This window comes from Methylobacterium sp. 22177 (assembly GCF_052045615.1).
In the GTDB taxonomy this organism is placed as follows: domain Bacteria; phylum Pseudomonadota; class Alphaproteobacteria; order Rhizobiales; family Beijerinckiaceae; genus Methylobacterium; species Methylobacterium radiotolerans.
Genome location: NZ_JBQEPK010000037.1, coordinates 21,352 through 41,179, shown reverse-complemented (window position 1 = coordinate 41,179; position 19,828 = coordinate 21,352). Strand labels below are relative to the sequence as shown.

The 19,828-nt window shown below is 69.3% G+C and carries 16 protein-coding genes; 8 read left to right on the top strand and 8 right to left on the bottom strand.

Annotated elements, in window-relative coordinates; all coding sequences use genetic code 11:
• Positions 1-892 precede the first annotated feature (892 nt).
• On the bottom strand, positions 893-2,617 hold the full coding sequence (locus ACTJK8_RS25125; RefSeq protein WP_440762696.1) for an AAA family ATPase: 1,725 nt from the start codon (positions 2,615-2,617) through the stop codon (positions 893-895).
• Between the two features lie 568 nt (positions 2,618-3,185).
• Positions 3,186-4,073 (bottom strand): hypothetical protein, encoded by an 888-nt coding sequence (locus ACTJK8_RS25120; RefSeq protein ID WP_440762695.1) that lies wholly within the window; start codon positions 4,071-4,073, stop codon positions 3,186-3,188.
• 761 nt (positions 4,074-4,834) lie between these two features.
• On the opposite strand from ACTJK8_RS25120, the gene ACTJK8_RS25115 reads away from it, so the two are divergent.
• A complete protein-coding gene (locus tag ACTJK8_RS25115; RefSeq protein ID WP_440762694.1) occupies positions 4,835-6,016 on the top strand; it encodes a type II toxin-antitoxin system HipA family toxin in 1,182 nt (393 codons plus the stop codon).
• 459 nt (positions 6,017-6,475) lie between these two features.
• Here ACTJK8_RS25115 and ACTJK8_RS25110 read toward each other — a convergent pair whose 3' ends face one another.
• Entirely contained in the window at positions 6,476-6,766 is a 291-nt protein-coding gene (locus ACTJK8_RS25110; protein WP_116656880.1) for a hypothetical protein, read from the bottom strand.
• 206 nt (positions 6,767-6,972) lie between these two features.
• Between ACTJK8_RS25110 and ACTJK8_RS25105 the strand changes: the two genes are divergently transcribed.
• The gene (locus ACTJK8_RS25105; RefSeq protein ID WP_440762693.1) at positions 6,973-7,248 is read left to right on the top strand and encodes a hypothetical protein; all 276 of its coding nucleotides are present in this window, start codon (positions 6,973-6,975) and stop codon (positions 7,246-7,248) included.
• Between the two features lie 19 nt (positions 7,249-7,267).
• Here ACTJK8_RS25105 and ACTJK8_RS25100 read toward each other — a convergent pair whose 3' ends face one another.
• The 4 genes from ACTJK8_RS25100 to ACTJK8_RS25085 all read right to left on the bottom strand — a co-directional run bounded on the left by ACTJK8_RS25100 (position 7,268) and on the right by ACTJK8_RS25085 (position 12,423).
• Positions 7,268-7,495: a hypothetical protein gene (locus tag ACTJK8_RS25100; protein ID WP_012318228.1), complete on the bottom strand. Its 228-nt coding sequence runs from the start codon at positions 7,493-7,495 to the stop codon at positions 7,268-7,270.
• Between the two features lie 116 nt (positions 7,496-7,611).
• Complete coding sequence (locus tag ACTJK8_RS25095) at positions 7,612-10,785, bottom strand: efflux RND transporter permease subunit (protein WP_440762692.1); 3,174 nt, start codon at positions 10,783-10,785, stop codon at positions 7,612-7,614.
• Positions 10,786-10,793: 8 nt separating this feature from the next.
• Positions 10,794-12,149, bottom strand: a complete 1,356-nt coding sequence (locus ACTJK8_RS25090) for an efflux RND transporter periplasmic adaptor subunit (RefSeq protein ID WP_024830665.1) — start codon at positions 12,147-12,149, stop codon at positions 10,794-10,796.
• Positions 12,150-12,225: 76 nt separating this feature from the next.
• Entirely contained in the window at positions 12,226-12,423 is a 198-nt protein-coding gene (locus ACTJK8_RS25085; RefSeq protein WP_012318231.1) for a polyhydroxyalkanoate synthesis regulator DNA-binding domain-containing protein, read from the bottom strand.
• 302 nt (positions 12,424-12,725) lie between these two features.
• Between ACTJK8_RS25085 and ACTJK8_RS25080 the strand changes: the two genes are divergently transcribed.
• The 4 genes from ACTJK8_RS25080 to ACTJK8_RS25065 all read left to right on the top strand — a co-directional run bounded on the left by ACTJK8_RS25080 (position 12,726) and on the right by ACTJK8_RS25065 (position 16,917).
• On the top strand, positions 12,726-13,403 hold the full coding sequence (locus ACTJK8_RS25080; RefSeq protein WP_440762691.1) for a response regulator transcription factor: 678 nt from the start codon (positions 12,726-12,728) through the stop codon (positions 13,401-13,403).
• Complete coding sequence (locus tag ACTJK8_RS25075; RefSeq protein WP_440762690.1) at positions 13,396-14,802, top strand: ATP-binding protein; 1,407 nt, start codon at positions 13,396-13,398, stop codon at positions 14,800-14,802. The genes ACTJK8_RS25080 and ACTJK8_RS25075 overlap by 8 nt, the downstream gene beginning before the upstream one ends.
• A 127-nt stretch (positions 14,803-14,929) precedes the next feature.
• Entirely contained in the window at positions 14,930-16,462 is a 1,533-nt protein-coding gene (locus ACTJK8_RS25070; RefSeq protein ID WP_440762689.1) for a sensor domain-containing diguanylate cyclase, read from the top strand.
• A 206-nt stretch (positions 16,463-16,668) separates the two neighbouring features.
• Positions 16,669-16,917 carry a PilZ domain-containing protein gene (locus ACTJK8_RS25065; protein WP_012318235.1) on the top strand — a complete coding sequence of 83 codons (249 nt, stop codon included), beginning with the start codon at positions 16,669-16,671 and terminating at the stop codon, positions 16,915-16,917.
• A 114-nt stretch (positions 16,918-17,031) separates the two neighbouring features.
• On the opposite strand, the gene ACTJK8_RS25060 is transcribed toward ACTJK8_RS25065, so the two are convergent.
• The gene (locus ACTJK8_RS25060; protein WP_024830661.1) at positions 17,032-17,760 is read right to left on the bottom strand and encodes a GntR family transcriptional regulator; all 729 of its coding nucleotides are present in this window, start codon (positions 17,758-17,760) and stop codon (positions 17,032-17,034) included.
• Between the two features lie 167 nt (positions 17,761-17,927).
• Between ACTJK8_RS25060 and ACTJK8_RS25055 the strand changes: the two genes are divergently transcribed.
• Together ACTJK8_RS25055 and ACTJK8_RS25050 are read left to right on the top strand one after the other, a co-directional pair.
• The gene (locus ACTJK8_RS25055; protein ID WP_440762688.1) at positions 17,928-18,686 is read left to right on the top strand and encodes a maleate cis-trans isomerase family protein; all 759 of its coding nucleotides are present in this window, start codon (positions 17,928-17,930) and stop codon (positions 18,684-18,686) included.
• Positions 18,683-19,777, top strand: coding sequence for an ABC transporter ATP-binding protein (locus ACTJK8_RS25050; protein ID WP_024830659.1), 1,095 nt, complete (start codon positions 18,683-18,685; stop codon positions 19,775-19,777). The genes ACTJK8_RS25055 and ACTJK8_RS25050 overlap by 4 nt, the downstream gene beginning before the upstream one ends.
• Positions 19,778-19,828: the final 51 nt, after the last annotated feature.

Sequence of the window (19,828 nt, the reverse complement as noted above, 5' to 3'; positions counted from 1 at the left end):
CGAGCGGGTTCAGGGATAGGTTCAGGACCCACTAGGGGACCTAGTGAGCGCCATGGCCGAGGTCACGCCGATCTAAATTTTTCGCTTCCGATTTTCATCGCCGTCAGCGCCTATCCTCCCGGCATACCGCGAGGTCCCAACCATGGCTGCCGGAACCTTCAATTTGAAGCGCTTCTTCGTTGCGAAGGCAGCGGCGTTGCAGGAGGCTTCCCGGATTCTGAGTCCACGCGGAGAGGGCGCCCGAGCTTCGATCACCATCCTTGGCGACACCATTGGATATGCCGCTGATCTCGACGCGCGGGTCCATGAGGCTCGGACCGTGACCACGAATGGCGTCGTCAAGCGATTGCCGGCCCACATGAAGGTCGCAACTGTCGATATCGGCCCGGCGCTCGACGCCAGCACGGGCGGCGAACTATCGCCATCCACGATTCGCGCCTCGATCCTGGCACAACACGGGGAAGCCGCCCGTGCGGCGATTCTCCACCGTGATGGGCCAGAACCTATCGTCGTAGTCATGCTCGAACCTGAGGATCAACAGTTCCGTGCACGCCGAGCATTCGATCCCTTGTGGCGTGAGACTTCTGTAAAGGTCGGTGTTTCCGGCAGCGCAGTTTGGCAGGCTGGCGGCGTCGGGGAAAAAGTGTCTCAAGGGAGGATCCGAGAGGGCTCAAACGAATCTAGAGAAGAAATCTCGATATCAGTTGCAATCGTTAATGATTACGAAAATTCATCAGAAATAACTAGAAGTTACAGTCTCGATGATTGTGCAATCTATTCGCAACCTATTCAGCACGGCAGAATGCACGATCATTGCAGATTCCCGGCTCATGCGGGTGCCAGAATAGAACCGGACAGCGATAGACCCTCCCCGGCAATCGATCATGTTAATCTACTGTCGCACAGCGAGAGTTTCGCGCGCATTGACAACAGCCTCGACCAAGCGAATCAGTCGCCTGACCGAGCCGCCTCGCCAGGACCGTCGAAGCAACGCGATCTCCTCGCCGTCGAGCGGCGCAATGAAGGCGGGAGCGAGCTCGTGATCGGCCGCGATTCCTGCCAGGACCGGTTCGAGCAGAGCATCGAGATCTGCGTGGCTCGGGGCCGGCATTTCCAACACGCGCAGGCGATCAAGCAGAGGGGCGGGCAAGTTGCCGATCTCATTACCAGTGGCCAGCCACGAGACGCGGCTGATATCAGTCTCCGTCTGGAAACAAGGGTCTTGGTAGGTTCGGGCGGTTTCCGGTTCGAGCATCGAAAGCAGGGCATCCCAAAGCCTACCGTGATCCGAACGGGTTGCGGATTTCTCCAGTTCATCAATCTGCATCAGCGGGTTGGCACTACCGGTCCGAGCTACCGCCATGATCGGATGCGCCGGTTCCGAGGTCGCCCAACGGCGGTCGAGGCCACCCAGCGATGCGCCGGCGTCGCGCGTCGCATCGACGCGCCACAACCCCAGCCCGAGATGGAAGGCAATCCTGGCGATGAGGCGGGTCTTGCCGGCTCCCGGCGGGCCGATCAGCAGGGTCGGCCGGAACGTGGTGTACTCACGTCCGATCAGGTCGGCCAGAAGCCTGTCGATCGTAACCTGAGCGTAAGGAAATTCGAAGACGAGCCGCGTGCGCACGGCTGCGAGATCCGGCACGGCGACCAGCGGGAGCGGCTTGCCGATGATGTGCTCATAACCGCGGGCGATGGATTTGCCGCGGTCACTCCCGGTCTCCTGGATCGCCGGAACGACGAGGACGTGGCCTTTGGGCACTTCCGCGGGTGGGGCATCGGCATCCGGCAGCTGTGGCATGGTGTCGACGGTCGCCGCCTTCTCGCGCCGGCGCGCCTCGCTTTTTTTGACGAGCTGAGCCTCGATCTTCTTCCATCTGCGCCGCTCCCGCGTCGCCGCGCTGTCTGCGACGGGTCGTGTCAAGACCTCCCCGACGGGCACGAGCGCGTGGACGAGTGCCACGTCGCTGGCGAAGGCATCATCGGCGCCACAGGCCAAGGTGGCAGCAGCGGCGATGGCGCTGCTCGTCTTCTCGGAGAACGTCAGAAGCGCGTCCGTGAGCGCGTCGTGCCAAGCTGCCTGCAGCGCGACAGCGAGATCGGTCGCGCCGGCAACGTCCGAATCGGCACCCTGCCCAGCGACGCGTCCGATAGTGAGGCGCGTCTGCGCCTCGGCCAGCGCTGCAACCCCTTGCCGGAGGTCGAGAACCGCTTCGCGTTCCAGCCACAGGGGCTGGGCCAAGCGCGCTGCAGCTCTGCGATCATCGCCGGCGCAGGACAACAGCGTCGCGACATCGGCCAACGCCCGCGCCACAGGCTGATCGTGCTCCACGGCCCGCACGTCGAGGAACCGGATCAGAGCGGATCGTCGGGCTATCCATCGACGGTCACGCCACAAGCCGCCCTCCGAAGAGGCCGCAGCGATCCAGGCGGAGACCAGCGCCTCGGCATCCGGGGCGAGGGTGGTGATCTCGAGGGCGAGTTCAGAACAGGCAGAATCCACGCGCAGATCCTGTGCAAGGCAGGCGCGCAGGCGGCGCGGAAGCATCGGTTCGAGCAGGCGACGTGCCCCCTCGGGATCGATCTGCAGGGCAGGCGGGGTCGAAGAGAACGCCATCGGCTTCCTCCCTCTCAGCGGGCGACGCCGACGCGTTCGGAACCGCGGCGCGGAACGGAGCACCAAGCCCGAGCGAGGCAGAGCACCTTGAGATCAGCCCGGCGTCGGGCTCGCCGCCCGAGCACGTGCACGAGCAGGTCGACGCAGGAGCCGTCACCCCGTACGGCGCAGAGGCAGATCGCCGACATCGCCGGATCGAGGCGCCCAGGAAAGGCGACAGCCTCGGCGAGAACTTTGAGCGCGATATGGGTCGCAGCCGCTGGATCGCCCCGGCAAGCAGCGGACCAGTCGGGTGATGGCAGGGGCTGCGTGGCATTCAGGGCAGCGGACAGGCGGCACTGCGCCGCCATATCGAGCGCCTCAGGGGCGAGCACGCGCCACCAGGACAGCGGCAGCGAGAGGCTGGCCGCGTCAGTTGTGTCGGAGGGGTGGGCATCGGGGTCACGAGCGAGTGTCATTGAGACAGACCTGGAGAGCGCGCCGGCGCGCAGACGCACGGTGCGGGATTGATGGAGAGCGAGATGGACGCATCAGGTCGCGGTCGCGACCCGATGCCAGCGTGGTGCGATCAGGGCGCGAGCGGCCCGGGCGAGTGCGGGTGTTTGACGTTCTCAGGAACGGCGAGGCTCGCCAACGCCATCGTAAGAAGGTCCGGCACAGCCGCGCGCAATCGGGCTTGAAGCGCCGCCGTCACAGTCTCGAGCGCTGCCAAGACCGGGGTCGCGAACAGCTGATCTATGGCCGGTCCGCTCACCGTAAGGTCGTCGCCGTACCCGGCCCGTCCATAAACATCGATCAGCACCGCGCGGATCTGCGCGACCTCATAGCCGAGTGAGGCCAGAAACGAGCGGCCCTGGACCTGCGCGCACCGAAGCACCCATTCGACTTGGTGTATTTTCCTAGCCTCGTTTTTCCCGGAGCCTCTTTTGACCTCGGCGATGATGGCTCGGCTCTCTTTCCGGTCGACGACGATCAGGTCGAGAAATACCGACTGCGCGACGGCGCCCGCGAGTTCAATCGAGGTCTGGTTGAGCTGGGCGACGCTGCTGGCGCGGACTAGTTCCTGGGTCGGCACGGTGATCGGCATAGCCACGTTGCGCAGCACGATGTAGCGCCCGCTTCGCTCGAGGACGTCAGTGATGGACGCCTCGATGAGAGACCCGTGCCTCTTGACCATGGAGGCCAGCACGGAGCCGAGTTGCGACAAGCCTGGTCCGAGCAGGGGATCGGGCACGAAGGTCGCCCGGAACGCGCCGTTGAGCGCTGCCTCGGCCGCGGCCATCAGTTCGGGTGCGCAGATCTGCGGGATCGCGGGCTGAACGTGGCCGCAGCCGAGGGCCGCGGCGCTCCCGAGCGGGACGGTGATACGGCTGGTCGGCGCGGAGCTAGGCTGCCCACGCGCGGACAACCGCTGTCGGCCGCCGCGCTGGGCGGCGGGGTGGGGAACGATCGTCATGGATTTTTTCCGTCCAGGAGACGCCAACCCGCGCGCGCCTCACCGAATGGCAGGGCGACGAAGGGGCTCGTTTCCGCGGCCTCAGGCCTGCGGCGACGAAGGCGTCAGGATTGCGGGATTGCGAGCGGACGCTGAGGCACGGCTTATCGCGTGCCAGCGCACCCTCAGACGATCAGGCGGGTTGCCGGGACGGAGGGTTGGGACTGCCCGGATTTCATGCATCGGGCCAGTTTCGCCAGCGTCGTAACGCCGGTAGGGAAGATCGCAGCCATGGTCTCGGTATCCTTGTCCGATACTGATCGTGGTCAGGCCGGCACTCGGTGCTGCTAACACCGGTGCCGGCCGCCCTCTGCTAAAGAGCGGCGCGGCGGGTGCGGGCGGTCTGCCAGGGACGAACGTGGCGCGGATCGGCGCCTTTGAGAAGGCCGCAGATGCGGCAATATGATCTCAAGGAAGCCCTTCCTCTCGTGATCGTTAACGGAAGCCTGGCGCCCTTTTCCTTGTTGCGGGTGAGCGCTTCACATCGCGTGATCGCCTAACGGCCGGATGGCAGGTTGTCGCCAGCAAAGTCTTGCACACTGCGCCGATCTCACGGATCCGCACAGATCAACCTGGCCGCATTTGCCTGTGTGACCACATCAGAGACACAGCGGATGCCATGCTGTATCGCCGCGGGATCATTGTGAGCGGGTATGTGGCGAACCTCTAAGTACAACCGCATTGAGGAAATGCACGTGTTTCGGTCAGGGCAGAGCGGCTATATGCCCATCGGCCTTTTGGTCTTCGAAGGTGGCTCCTCGCGGCGCGTCGGTCGTTTTGCCTATAGCTCCGACTATCTAGCTTCAGAAGGACGCAAGCCAATTGACCCCATTGGCCTGCCGCTCGAAAACAAATGGCGGCCTGCGGCCCTGGGAGAGGTCCATCTGGCCTTTCACGATGCCGGCCCCGACGGCTGGGGCAAAGGAATCCTGACACAGGTATTCCCAGAACTGGAACTCGGCATGCCGGAATTTCTGGCTCTGGGCGGGCTGTCGCGCACTGGCGATCTGGCCTTTGGCTCAACGCCCGAGGCTCCCGAGAGGTGGAAACCCAGAGCGGACGCGGCGCTTGAATTAGTCCAAAGCGAAGACGTTCTCGAAGAGGTGCTCATCGCAGCAGAAAACTATGAAGGAGGCGACGCGTCGGCGGACCAACTCACTCAGCTATTCATGCATAGCTCGGACATTGGAGGAGCTCGACTGAAGGCGCGCATTCGGATTTTAGATAAAGAATGGATAGCTAAATTTGCCGCGTGGGACGACAGGTTCGACAATCCTAGGGCTGAAGCGGTTTGCCTCGACCTTGCTGAGGCTGCAGGCCTTCAAGTCCCGGAACGGGAGCTTCGTGTCGTGAACGACAGGCCGGTCCTTCTGGTGTCGCGTTTTGACCGATCCTCGGCTGGAACGTGCTTGTCTTACCTCAGCGCCGGCACTTTGCTGGGCGAGCTCGCTTATGGTTATGCGACAAGCAAGATCTATTTGGACATCGCGGAAGCCGCGCGCCGTATCGGTGTGCACCAGCCGGAACGCGAGATGTTTCGCAGGCTCCTGGTTAATGCCTATCTCCGGAACACCGACGATCATTTGCGCAACCACGCTTTCATCAACGATGGGACCGGCTGGAGTCTTTCACCGGTGTTCGATGTTGTCCCGCATCCTTCAGGCACCAAGTATGTCTATGCCCCAGTTCCCGGTATCAGCCGGGAGTGCAACCCGAGCACCGCATTCGCGACCTACACAAAATTTGGCCTTTCCGCTGCCGAAACCAGCTTCATTCTCGAAGAAATTCATGAAGCCACCTCACGCATCCCAGATTTTTTCGACGCCCGAGGCGTGTCGCGACGGGATCGGGAAATACTTTTGGCATGCTTCGGCTCGCTAACTAGGACCGTCGCGTCTCAATGAAATTCCACGCCGTCAAATTGGCGCCACGCCCCAAGACAAAACGGAACAACTAGACGGAATTTTTCACACCTGAGAGGCACAACCGAGCTGCAAATTACATGCACCGCGAATAATCAGGAATCGATTTAAAATTTCCATCAAAATCATGTGGCCAATTAATATGCGATCTTCAAAGACGCTTGGATCGCCCACCCGAACCGATACGTTTTCTTTAGAACTGGGCCTATGCAATTATAGGCGCACTTTCTCTGCATATAGACCTTGCAGCGGATTTAAATTCATGCGCGCAAACCGAGAAACTAGCGATCTAGGGCGCGTGCATTCGAAAGACAGATATAGCTTATGCCAGTCTACAATCTAAATCTCTGCGCGACTCGTAACTTTATCCAAATTATGACGATAGACTATGCGCAACGCGTTGAACCTGCTGGTAGCGCCGGTGTCTGTAACCTCTTCGAATTAAGCGGCTCGCGTGCCGACCACGTCGCGCCCGTGCGCCTGATCCATGATCTCGCCGATCCGTTCGCCGACGGCGACGGCGATCTCTACCGAGGCCGCCCCTTCCGAACCCTGCCGGCAGATCCGGGTCAAGACGTCAGTCACGCGCTGCTCCATGACGCCAAGGATCGCCGCGGCCGCCTGGGGCTGCGCGCCGCGCAGGACCGCCGCGAGGTCGCAATAGGCGTCGTGAAGAAGCTGCAGCGTCAGCCGATCGACAGCCTGTTCATCCTCCGCCGACAAGGCTCGCATCACGCCCCTCTCAACGTCCCGCGCTTGACGCCGCCGGCAGCCTTGCCCCGATACATTAACAAGGAGTGAAGAACACCGTCGGTCGGCAGGGATTAGCTAACTGTCCCGGCAAACGGCAAGGACGGCCACGTGACGCGACCGGCATGGAACTTTGCGGCCCGTCGGTGGGTCAACGCCGCAGCATCCCTCAGCGCGAGAGCTTATCAATGCGCCCCGTCATCGCCAGGCTCACCGCCACGAGCTTCGGTCTCGCTGCGATCGCTGCGACGCCCGCCCTAGCCCAGGTGCAGCAGAACAACCCAAACGCCGCCAACCAATCCATGGAAACCAGCGGCCAGATCCGTGCCCTGCGCCAGGAGCAGACGACTCAGGGCAATACGCTGCGGATGGACATCCAGCGGAACCAAGCCGCGACGCCCGCACCGAATACCGGGCCGAACACCGTCGGCCCGACCGGGGGCACCGGCGTCATCGGCCGCTGAGCGGGCAGGCCGCGCCGGACTACACGTCCGGCAGGGGCCGCCCCTTCACGACCACCCGCGGCCACCGCTCCAGGCCGATCGGCATCAGCACGGCGATCTGCGGCGGCACCGCGGCGTCGCCGAGCAGGCTCTCGAGGGAGATCCGGCAGGCTTCCTCGAGCTCGCCGCGCGTGCGCGCGCCGGAGGTCTTGATGTCGGCGATCAGGAGCGCCGCGATCTCGTGGGCAAAGGCGTCGCCGTCCAACATGCCGGACTCCCGCTCCGTGTCGGGTCAGCATAGGCCTCTGTGGATCGTCCGGGCATCAGCACAGAATTGCGTATCCACATACCGATTGCGGATACGTTGTCGCGTTCCGATCGCGGTCACGGGTCGGCCACCGCGCGCCGGTGCGCCTCGCCGCTGCCGGGCCGTCGCCCGGCGGATGGCGTAGGTCGGGCGAAGGGCAGACGCAGACCGGCGACCGCGGGGTAGATTGCCGGCAGCACCACGAGGGTGAGCAGGGTCGCCGAGATCAGTCCGCCGATCACCACGGTGGCGAGCGGCCGCTGCACCTCGGCGCCCGCGCTGGTGGACAGCGCCATCGGCAGGAAGCCCAGCGCCGCCACCAGGGCCGTCATCATCACCGGGCGCAGCCGCATCTCGGCCGCCCGCGTCGCCGCCGCCCGGGGTCCGAGGCCGGACGCCTCCAGGTCCCGGATGTAGCTCGTCAGCACGACGCCGTTCAGGATCGCGATGCCGAAGGTCGCGATGAAGCCGATCGCCGCCGAGATCGAGAACGGCATGTCGCGCAGGGTGAGGGCCAGGATGCCGCCGGTGGCCGCCACCGGCACGTTGAGGAAGATCAGCCCGGCGAGGCGGATGTCGCCGAACATCACCACCAGCAGGACCAGGATCGCCGCGAGCGCCGCGGGCACCACCACGGTCAGCCGGGCGGTCGCCTCCTGCAGGTTCTGGAACTGCCCGCTCCAGACCAACGCGTAGCGCGGCGGCAGCTTGACCTGCTGGTCGACCGCAGCCTTGGCGGCGTCCACGAAGCTCTGAACGTCGCGGCCACGGACATTCGCCTGCACGGAGATCCGCCGCTGCAGGCGCTCGCGGCTGATCTGCGCCGGACCGGAGGCCACATCCACGCTGGCGACCATCGACAACGGCACCATCATCCGGCTGCCCGCCTCGCGGCCCGGATCGCCATTGCCGGACCGGCCGACCGGCAGGGCGCGGATCCGCTCGATGTCGCTGCGGTCGGCAGGATCCAGCCGGACCACGATCTCGGTGATCGAATTGTCGTCGCCGTAGACGACGCCGCTGGTGCGGCCGCCTATGCTCTCGACCATGTCGAGCACGTCCGACACGTTGATGCCGTAGCGGGCCGCCCTGGCGCGGTCGACCTGGATCGTGAGCGCCGGCATGCCGGCCTGCGCCTCGGCCTTCACGTCCGCCGCCCCATCGACCCCGGAGACCGCGCGAACGATGGCGTTGGCCGTATCCTTGAGGACCTTCAGGTCGTCGCCGTAGAGGCTGATCGCCACGTCGCCGCGCACGCCCTCCAGCAGGTCGTCCATGCGCATCTGGATCGGCTGCGAGAAGGCGTAGGCGACCCCCGGCACCTCCTCCTTGAGGCGCCTGTCGAACGCCGCCACGAGGCCCTCTTGCGTCTCGGCGGTCTTCCACGTGGCCGGATCGGTGAGGGTGATGAAGCTGTCGGTCGATTCGACGCCCATCGGGTCGGTCGGGATCTCGGCGCTGCCGGTGAGCGAGACGACGCGCTTCACCTCCGGAAACGATTTCAGCACCCGCTCGATGCGGGTCACCGTGGCGAGCGAGGCGGAGAGATCGATGCCCGGCAGCTTCTCGGAGGTGATGACGATCGAGCCCTCCGACAGCTTCGGCAGGAACTCGCCGCCGAGCCGGGTCGCCAGCACGCAGGAGCCGGCGAACAGGGCGAGCGTCGCCAGCACGGTCATCAGGGCGTGCCGCTCGGCCGCCTTCAGCAGCGGCGTGTAGACGGCCCGTACCCAGTGGACGAGGCGCGTCTCGCGCTCGCCGACGCCGCGGCCGGAGAGGAAGATCGCGGCGAGCGCCGGCATCAGCGTCATGGTGACGACCAGCGAGCCGGAGAGCGCCAGGATGACGGTCAGCGCCATCGGCACGAACATCTTGCCGGCGACACCCTCCAGCGCGAGGATCGGCACGTAGACCAGGATGATGATCGCCACCGCGAACATCACGGGCTTGGCCACCTCGGCGGCGGCGTCCCGGATCAGGTCCTGGGGCGGCCGGTCCGGTTGCTCGCCGCGGGCGCGCAGGACGTTCTCGACCATTACCACGGCCCCGTCGACGATCAGGCCGAAATCGATGGCGCCGAGGCTCATCAGGTTGCCCGACAGGCCGAGCAGCCGCATGCCGGCGAAGGCCATCAGCATCGCGAGCGGGATCGCGGCCGCCACGATCAGCCCGGCGCGGAGGTTGCCCAGCAGCAGCAGCAGGACGACGATGACGAGCACCGCGCCCTCGAGGAGGTTGTGCTCCACGGTGCGGATCGTGCGGTCCACGAGCGCGCTGCGGTCGTAGTAGGGCACGATCTCCATGCCCGGCGGCAATTGCGGGCGCAGGTCGTCGATCGTCTTCTTGACCTGCCCGACCACCGCGCTGGCATTCTCCCCGAGCTGCATCAGCGCGATGCCCACGACCGTCTCGCCCTGCGCGTCGTGCGTCACGGCCCCGAGCCGGACCTTCGGCGCCTCCACCACCTGTCCCAGCGTCCCGAGCGTCACCGGCACGCCGCCCGGGCCGGTAGCGACCACGATGTTGGCGATGTCCTCCGGCCCCTTGGCGAGGCCGAGGCCGCGGATCGTCTCCTGCTGGTCGTTGTGCTCGATATAGGCGCCGCCCCGGGCGGCGTTGTTGTCGGCGAGCGCCGTGAAGACCTGGGCGAGGCCGACGCCGTAGCGGCGGAGCGCGTCGGCCGAGACCCGGACCTCGTAGGTCGGCATCTGGCCGCCGTAGATGTTGACGTCGGCGATGCCGGGGGTGAGCTTCAGCTTCGGCGCGATCGTCCATTGCAGGGTGCGGCGGAGCTGCATCGGCGTGTAGGCGGGCCCGCGCAGCTCGAACTGGTAGATCTCGCCGAGACCGGTCGCCATCGGGCCCATCTGCGGGTCGCCGATGCCCGCCGGCATCATGCCCTTGGCCGCCGGCAGGCGCTGGAACACCTGACTGCGCGCCTCGGTGATCGACATCCCGTCCGCGAAGGTGACGTAGACCGCCGAGACCCCGGCCCGCGAGGTCGAGCGGATCCCGGTCAGGCTCGGCGCCCCCGCCATGGCGTTCTCCACCGGGAAGGTGACGAGCCGCTCGACCTCCAGCGCGCCGAGCCCCGGCGACAGGGTCAGGATCATCACCTGCTTGGGTGAGATGTCGGGCACCGCGTCGATCGACAGGCCTTCGAGGTTGGCCACGCCGCCCGCCGCCGCGGCGAGCGCGATCATCAGGACCAGGAACCGGCGGCGGACCAGGAGGGCGAACCACGACCGCATCGGGAGCCTCAATCCGTCGAGCCGAGCAGGCTGCGCAGCAGGATCGCCTTGAGCCCGAAGCTGCCCTGCGTCGCCACGCTCTCCCCGGCCGCGACGCCGCTCTGCACCTCGACCCAGTCGGAGCGCTGGATCCCGAGTTTGAGGGCGCGCCGCTCGAACCGGTCCTCGGCCACGCGCACGAAGGCGATCGGCCCCTGCTCGGTCTGCTGCACCGCGGCCGCCGGGACGGTGATCCCGTCGCGGCCGAGATCGGCCGCGATCGTCACGGAGACGAACATGTTGGCGCGCAGCAGATCGCCCGGGTTGTCGAGCTCGATCCGGGCGGGCGCCGTGTTGGTGCTCGGATCGAGGGCGGCGTTCACCGAGCGGACGCGGCCGTCGAGGGGAGCCTGGCCCGGGATCGGACTCTCCACGGAGGCGGTGTCGCCGGCCTTCACCCGCCCGAGATCGGGTCCGTAGAGGTTGGCCAGGACGAGGATGCGGGTCGGGTCGGCGACCGTGACAGCGTCGCGGGTGGTGTCGACGACCTCGCCCAGGGTCACGCCGACGCTGGTCACGACGCCCTGTATCGGGGTCACGACGGCGCTGGTGCCCGGGGCCGCCCCCTCGGTCGGGGCGAGGCGCTGGTACTGCGCCCGGTACATCTCGGCGTTGGCCTGGGCCGATTTCACCGCCGCCTGGGCCTTGGCGAGGTCGACCTGCCGCCGCTCCACCTCGGCCTGCGCGACGCCGCCGAACTTGAGCTGCTCCTGCCCGCGCTTGAGCTGCAGCGCGGCTACCGCCTCGGAGGCCTGCGCCTCGCCGAGGGAGGCCTGCGCGGCGAGAAAGCCGTTGCGCGCGTCGAGGAGGCCGGCGGCGTCGAGGGTCGCGAGAGTCTCGCCCGCCTGGACCCGGTCGCCGGGCTGGACCGCGAGGCTCAGCACCCGTCCTTGCGTGCGCGGCTTGAGATGGGTCACCCGCCGCTCGTCGAAGGCGACGGTGCCGGGGACGCGCAAAGGCAGCACGATCCGGCGGGTCTCGGCCGTCCCGAAGGCGAGGCCGATCCGTTTCTGTCCCGCCGCGTCGAGGGTGACGCGGTCGGGATCTGCCGGCGCGGCGTCGGCCGCGCCGGTCACGGGCGGCGCCGCGGGTGCCACGCCGAGCCGCTCGCGGAGCGCGTCCCGATAGACCCAGCCCGCCGCCGCGAGGACGACGAGGACGAGGGCCAGCCAGACCCGCGCGCCGCCGCGGCGGCCGACGTCGCGGGCCTCCGCGGCGCCGGCCGCGTCCGGCTCCCGCCTGGACGCTGCGCCCGCGTCGGCGCGCCCGGCGTCGCGGCAGTCGACGTCACGGTCGCCGGCATCCGTCTCGGTGGTCAGCGCCATGGGCACGACCGCCGGGATTTCCTGCCGCCGGCGGCTCCCCCGGGCCGCCGCGCGCGCGCTCTCGTGCCGCGCCCGCTCACGCGTCGAGGCCCGGCCGGAGCACGTCCTCGGTCACGAAGCGGCCGGTCTCGACCTCGCGGACCACGACCTCGTAGCCCGCGCCGCGCATCTCCTTGAGCCGGTCGAGGGTGACGTAGGTCCCGGTCTCGACATCGTAGAGGCGGCTTCCGGCGTAGCGGTTGATCAGGCGCCGGGGGCGCCGCTTCCTAGGCATGCGCCGCCATCCGCGCGAGGGGCATGCGGCCGCGAGGCGGGCAGGGGCGGCGGGACCGGGTCGGCATCGGGGGTATCCGGCAGGCGCGCCGTCCGGCGGCCGAGGGGGGCGCCGGTACGGGATAGAGTCATTCCAATAAAGGGGGCCAAGCCGATGCGGTGCCATTAAATTCGGGTTCATGGTGGCCCGCCCGGGGCGATTTGCGCGGCGAAGTCCGGCACAAGGGAAGCGCGTCGGTGACCCGCGTCGGGGCATCGGGGCGGGGCATCGGGGCGAAGCACGCACCGAAGCGGGGGCCGCGCGTGGCGAAGCTGCTGCTGATCGAGGACGATTCGGAGACGGCCGCGGACGTGCGCGACGACCTGCGCGGGCGCGGCCACGACGTCGTCTGGACCGCGACCGGACCGGACGGGGCCCGGGCGGCCCGGGACGGCGGCTGGGGCGCGATCATCCTCGACCGGATGCTGCCCGGGCAGGACGGCCTGGGCGTGCTCCAGGATCTGCGCCGCGACGGGGACCGGACCCCGGCCCTGGTCCTGAGCGCGCTGGGCGACGTCGACGAGCGGATCCGCGGCCTGCGGGCCGGCGGCGACGACTACCTCGCCAAGCCCTTCGCGCTCGGCGAACTGGCGGCGCGCATCGAGGCGCTGCTGCGGCGCCCGGTCGACAGCCGCGAGACCGTGCTGCACGTGGGCAGCCTCGCGATCGACCTGATCGCCGGCACGGGCCGGCGCGGCGCCCGCGACCTGGAGCTGCTGCCGCGCGAGCTCAAGCTCCTCGAATATCTGATGCGCCGCCCCGGCCAGATCGTGACCCGGGCGATGCTGTTCGAGGAGGTCTGGAACTACCGCTTCACGCCCAAGTCCAACCTGATCGACGTCCATGTCGGGCGCCTGCGCCGGAAGCTGGAGGCGGCCGGCGAGCCGCCCCTGATCCACAGCGTGCGCGGCACCGGGTTCACGCTGTCGCCCGATGCTTGACCTGCCCCGCCCGGCCGACCTGCTGCGCTCCACCGCGCTGCGGTGGGCGCTCGGCATCGCCCTGTGGTCGGCCCTGCTCGCCCTGGCGATGTTCGCCTTCGTCTACTGGCAGACGGCCGACTACCTGCGCGAGGAACTCGCCGAGACGCTCCGGCTGGAGGTGCGGTCGGCCGCGGCCGACCCCGCCGCCGCGGCGAACCGGGTCGACACGTGGATCGCCATGGATGTCCACGCCACCCATTACGGCGGCTTGTTCGCCCCGGACGGGGCGCGCCGGGTCGGCAATCTCGGGGCGATCCCGGATCGCCTGGCGCGTGACGGCGACGCGTACCGGGTGAGCGCGACGGTCGACCTCGCCGGGCGCCGGCTCCAGGACGAGATCTGGGCGGCCGCGCTCAAGCTGCCGGACGGCAGCACCGTGGTGATCGCGCACGACACCGACGAGATCGACCGGGTGCGGGCCACGACCCTGCGCGCCCTCGGCCTCGGGCTCGTCCCGACCCTTGCGCTCTCCCTGCTGGGCGGCCTGCTGCTCACGAGCCGCGCCCGCCGCCGCCTCGCCGCCACCGAGGCCGCCGTGGCCGAGGTGATGCGCGGCGATCTCGGCAAGCGCCTGCCGGTCGGACCGCGGGACGACGAGTTCGACCGGCTGACCCGGACCGTGAACCGGATGCTCGACGAGATCGAGCACCTCATGGGCGAGGTCCGCAGCGTCGGCGACGCCGTCGCCCACGACCTGCGCACCCCGCTCACCCGCCTGCGCGCCCGGCTCGAGCGCACCCGGTCCCAGGCCCGAACCGTCGCGGAATTTCACGAGGCCATCGACCAGGGGCTCGTGTGGATCGACCAGACGCTCGCCATGGTCACCGCCGTCCTGCGGATCGGCGAGATGGAGGACGGCCGGCGCCGCGGCGCGTTCGCGCGAGTCGATCTCGGCGAGGTGGCGGCCGTGGCGGTCGAGTTCCACGCGCCGCTCGCCGAGGAGAAGGACATCGACCTCGCGCTCGCAGCGCCGCCGGGGCCGCATCCCGTCCACGGCGACCGCGACCTGTGCTTCGAGGCCTTCTCGAACCTCCTCGACAATGCCCTGAAGTTCACGCCGCCCGGCGGCCGCGTCGCGGTCGGATTGCAGCGCACCGAGACCGCGATCGTCGCGACCGTCGCCGATACCGGCCCGGGACTGCCGCCGGGGGAGCGCAGCCAGGTGTTCCGCCGCTTCTACCGCGCGGAGGCGGCGCGCCGGACCGCCGGCCACGGCCTCGGCCTGAGCCTCGTGGCGGCGATCGCCGACCTCCACGGGGCCCCCGTGACCATCGCCGAGGCGGCGGGCGGCGGCTGTCTGGTCACGCTGCGCTTCCCGCCGGCCGGCGCCGATCTCGAGGGGGCGGCGGCGCGATGACCGCGGCGCGGATTGCCGCCGTCCACCGCGATTCGCACCCATCGGCCTCGGCCGGAAAACCGCGAAAGCCGCGGTTAAGGCTCTCCATGCCAGAGCGCGGCGACGAAACGCCGTCCGCGGAGGGCCGATGAACGTCTGGCGACGCGTCGCCCCGTGGTTCCGCTCGGCGCGCACCTGGATCGCCCTCGGCATCCTGGCCCCGCTGGGCATGGTCGTGACGTCCGGCCTGATGCTGGCCGACCTGCGGCGTGACGCCTGGGCCAGCGCGGACCAGACATCCTGGAACCTCCTGCAGGTCCTCGAACGCGACATCGCGCGCAACATCGAGATGTACGATCTCTCGATCCGCGCCGCCGTCGACAACCTGAAGGTGCCGGGCCTGACCGAGGCCGATCCGCGCCTGCGCCAGCTCATCCTGTTCGACCGCGCCGCGACCGCCCGCGACATGGGCGTGATGCTGATCCTGGACGAGCGGGGCGACGTCGTCGCCGACATCGCGGCCGTCCCGCCCCGCAAGGGCAACTACGCGGATCGCGAGTACTTCCAGGTCCACCAAGCGAGCGCCGGGCTCGGCCTCTACGTCGGGCGCCCGATCGTGTCGCGGCTGAACGGCGAGCGGATGCTGCTGTTCAGCCGCCGCATCGACAAGCCCGACGGCAGCTTCGGCGGCGTGGTTCTCGGCACCGTGAAGCTGTCCTACTTCACGCACCTGTTCAGTGAGATCGACCTCGGGCCGGGCGGGGCCATCAACCTATACCTGACCGACGGCACCCGCATCATGCGCTATCCCTACGTGGAGGCTGACATCGGGGCGAACATCGCGCAGGCGCCGACCTTCAGGCGATTCCTGCGGGACGGGCGGGGCAGCTTCGTCAGCGTCTCCGTGCGCGACGGCGTCGAGCGGAGCTACACGTTCACGCGGATCGGGACCTTGCCGCTGATCCTGAACGTCGCCCTGTCCACGAAGGACGTGGAGGCGGACTGGGCCGCGAAGGCGGCCATCATCGGCGGCATCGTGCTGGCCCTGTGCGGCCTCACGATCGCGCTGTCGCTCCTGTTCGGGCGGGAGCTGCGCCGCCGCGAGGCGCTGAGGGCCGAGATGGCCGCACTGTCGCGCACCGACGCCCTGACCGGCCTGCCGAACCGCCGCTGCTTCGAGGACGCCCTCCGGCGAAACCTGGACGCGGCCCGGCGCGACGGTCAGCCCCTGTCGCTGCTCATCGTCGACGCGGACCATTTCAAGCGCTTCAACGACCGCTACGGGCACCCGGTGGGCGACGCGATCCTGCAGGGCTTGGCGCGCTGCCTCGCGGCGAGCGTGCACCGCCCCCAGGATCTCGTCAGCCGCATCGGCGGCGAGGAGTTCACCCTGCTCCTGCCCGAGACGGACGAGGCCGGCGCCCTTCGGGTCGCCGACACGGTCCATGCCGAGGTGGCGAAGCTGACCGTCGAGTCGGCCGGACTCGGGGCGGGGACCGTGACGGTCAGCATCGGGCTCGCCTCCGTGCGACCGGGCAGCGACCGGAGCGCGCCCCTGCCGGACCCGTACCGGCTGGCGGACGGCGCCCTGTACGAGGCCAAGAACGGCGGCCGCAATCAGACCCGCAGCGTCGCGCCCCCGCCCCCGCGGGGAGCCCTTCAACTGGTGCGGACGTCCTGACCCGCGCGCCGGCGCGCTTTCGCGGAGCGCTTTGACGGAATCGACACGAACTCCGTGGTCTCCTGGGCGGGATGGCGGCCGGCCCGGAGAGGGCCCGACGTCGTCGCGTCGGGACGAGGCGGGCGGGTGGCGACCCTCCGTGCCGCGGACCTGCGGAGCGCGCGCGGATCCGGTGGGGTCCGGCCCGCAACCATAGGGTAACGAGGATGGACGACAGACGCGCCGCGCCCCGCAGACGGACCCTGCTCGAGGGCCATATCGAACTCGCCGGAGGCGGCGTGATCGACTGCACGATCCGCAACATGTCGGACGGGGGCGCCCGCCTCAGGGTCGTCAGCGTGATCGGCGTGCCCGACGCGTTCGTGCTGGCCTACGGGGCCGACGGCCAGCGGCGGCCGGCGCGCGTCACGTGGCGCCAGGAGACCGAGCTCGGGGTCGCGTTCGGCGACGCCTGACGGGCGGCGGCCGAGGCTTCCACGCCCACCCGTGTTGAGGGGCGGATCGGATGGGCGTGGAAGGCCAGCGTCCGGCTGGTGACCCACCGATGCGGCGACAGGGTTAACGCTTCGTTACCGGGCCGCGGGGTCCGCGCGCCGCGCCTGGAGCGTCTCGGCGATCACCACGCCGGTCCGCAGGACGTGGCGATGGGCGACGGATCCGGCCGCGGCGGCGTCCCGCGCGGCGAGGGCCTCGAACAGGTCCCGGTGCTCGCGCGCCGATTCCTCCCAGCGGCTGCCGCTGGAGAGCGCGCGCAGGCGGGCCCACTGGGCCCGGGCCTGGAGCGGCGCGTGGGCCTCCGCCAGCGGGCGGTTCCGGGCGGCCGTGACGATCGTCCGGTGGATCTCCTGGTTCAGGGCGAAATAGGCGTCGAGCACTTGGTCCCGGTGCATCCGGTCGAGCTGCGCCTGCTTGCCGCGCAGCAGGTCCATCAGGTCTTCGGAGATCCGCGGCGCCGCGAGTTCGGCGGTCAGCCGCTCGATCCCGGCGAGCGCCTCGAACAGTTCGAGGATCTCCTCCGGCGTCCAGTCCGGGACGCGCGCGCTGCGGTTCTGGTGCAGCTCGACCAGCCCCTCCGCCGCCAGGAGCTTGAGGGCCTCCCGCAGCGGGGTCCGGGAGATCCCGAGCGCCGCGGAGAGGTCCGTCTCCACCAGGGTCGCGCCGGCCGGCAGCGCGCCGCGCACGATCATGTCCTTGAGCCGGGCCGCCGCCTGCGCGTGCAGCGCGGTCCGCGGCACCTGCGCGGCCGGGACGACCAGGGCCTTGCGGGGCCGGCCCCGGCGGCGTGCCACCACGTCCATCGATCCTCCCGTTCCACCGCGCCAGCCTAGCGCGTCCGGCCACCCGATCGGTGATCCATTTTTTAGCCTGTTGCGGTGTCATATCATGCAGTTGCGCAAATTGCATGCAACATGCAGAAAATACCTTGTCGCCCGTCCGGGCCTGTCGGATGCTCGGTGCATCGGGGATGGATGCGATGGAACGACCGAACCGCACGACGCGTCTGGGCATGCTGACGCCCTCGTCGAACAGCGTCCTCGAGCCGGCCACCGCCCATCTGCTGGCCGGGCTCGCGGGCGTGAGCGCCCATTTCGCCCGCTTCCGCGTGACGGAGATCGGCCTGTCGCCGGCGGCCCTGGACCAGTTCGACCCCGAGCCGATCCTGGTGGCGGCCGACCTGCTCGCCGATGCCCGGGTCGCCGCGATCCTGTGGAACGGCACCTCCGGCGCGTGGCTCGGCTTCGACGCGGACGAGCGCCTGAGCGCCGCGATCACTGACCGGACCGGATGCCCGGCCTCCACCGCCGCGCTCGCCTTCCGCGACCTGTTCCGCGCCCGGGGCTTCCGGCGGATCGGCCTCGTCACGCCCTATACCGGCGACGTGCAGCGCCGGATCCAGGCCAACTGGGGCGCGGCCGGTCTCGACTGCGGCGCCGAGCGCCATCTCGGCCTGTCGGAGAACTTCGCCTTCGCGGAAGCCGGTCCGGAGGCCATCGCCGGCATGGTCCGCGCGGTGGCGTCCGAGGGCGTCGACGCGGTGGCGATCGTGTGCACGAACCTCGCGGGCGCCGCGCTCGCCCCGGCCCTGGAGGCCGAACTCGGCGTGCCGGTGGTCGATTCGGTGGCCGTGACCCTGTGGAAGGGCCTGGACCTCGCCGGCTGCCCGACCGCGCACCTCGCCGCGCACGGCCGCGCCTTCGCGGCGGGCGGGGAGGGCCGTCCGTGAGCGCCGGGACCACCCTGATCCTCGACGGGATCACGCAGCGCTACGGCTCGGCCCTCGCCGTCGACACCGTGACCCTCGACATCAGGGGCGGGGAACTCGTCGCCCTGCTCGGGCCCTCGGGCTGCGGCAAGACCACCCTGCTGCGGGCGGTGGCGGGCTTCCTGAAGCCCACGGAGGGGCGCGTCATCATCGGCGGTCAGGCGGTCGACCACCTGCCGCCGAACCGGCGCACCGTCGGCATCGTGTTCCAGAACTACGCCCTGTTCCCCCACATGAGCGTCGCCGACAACGTTGCCTACGGCCTCGCGGCGCGGGGCGTCGGTCGGGCCGAGCAGAGGGCGCGGGTCGCCGAGATGCTGGCGCTGGTGCGGCTGGAGCACCTCGCCGGGCGCTACCCGCGGGAGATGTCGGGCGGCCAGCAGCAGCGGGTGGCGCTGGCCCGAGCGCTCGCCGTGCGCCCGTCGATCCTGCTCCTCGACGAGCCCTTCGCGGCCCTCGACAAGAACCTGCGCCTCGACATGCAGATCGAGATCAAGCGCATCCAGCGCAGCGCCGGCACCACCACGCTGATCGTCACGCACGACCAGGAAGAGGCCTTGTCGATGGCCGACCGGGTCGCCGTGCTCAACGCCGGCCGGCTGGAGCAGTTCGCCCCCCCGACCGACGTCTACGACCGCCCCGAGACGCTGTTCGTCAACACCTTCGTGGGCACGGCCAACGTCCTGCACGGCCGGCTCGCGACGGAGCCGGGCGGCGCCCGCGTGGTGGCCCTGGAGGCGGGCGGCCTGCTCCCCGCCGCCACGTCCCTGCCGGACGGGACCCGGGTCGCCGCCTGCCTGCGACCCGAGCACGTCGCCTTCGCGGAAGAGAGAGCGGGGTCCGGGGACGGGGAGGGGCTCGACGGCGCGGTCGAGGTCGGCCTGCCGCTCGGCGCCACCCTGGTCCACGAGATCCGCCTCGACGGCGGCGCCCGCCTGAAGACCGCCGAGCCGCGCGCGGCGGGCGCCCGGCCCCGGCCGCCCGGAACCCGCGTGCGCCTGCGCCCGACCGCCCCCGAGCGGGTCAGCGTCTTCCCCGATCCCCGCCACTGAGGCCGCGCCCGCCGCAGCCGCGCCAGTCGACACCGAGCCAGGAGAGCCGAC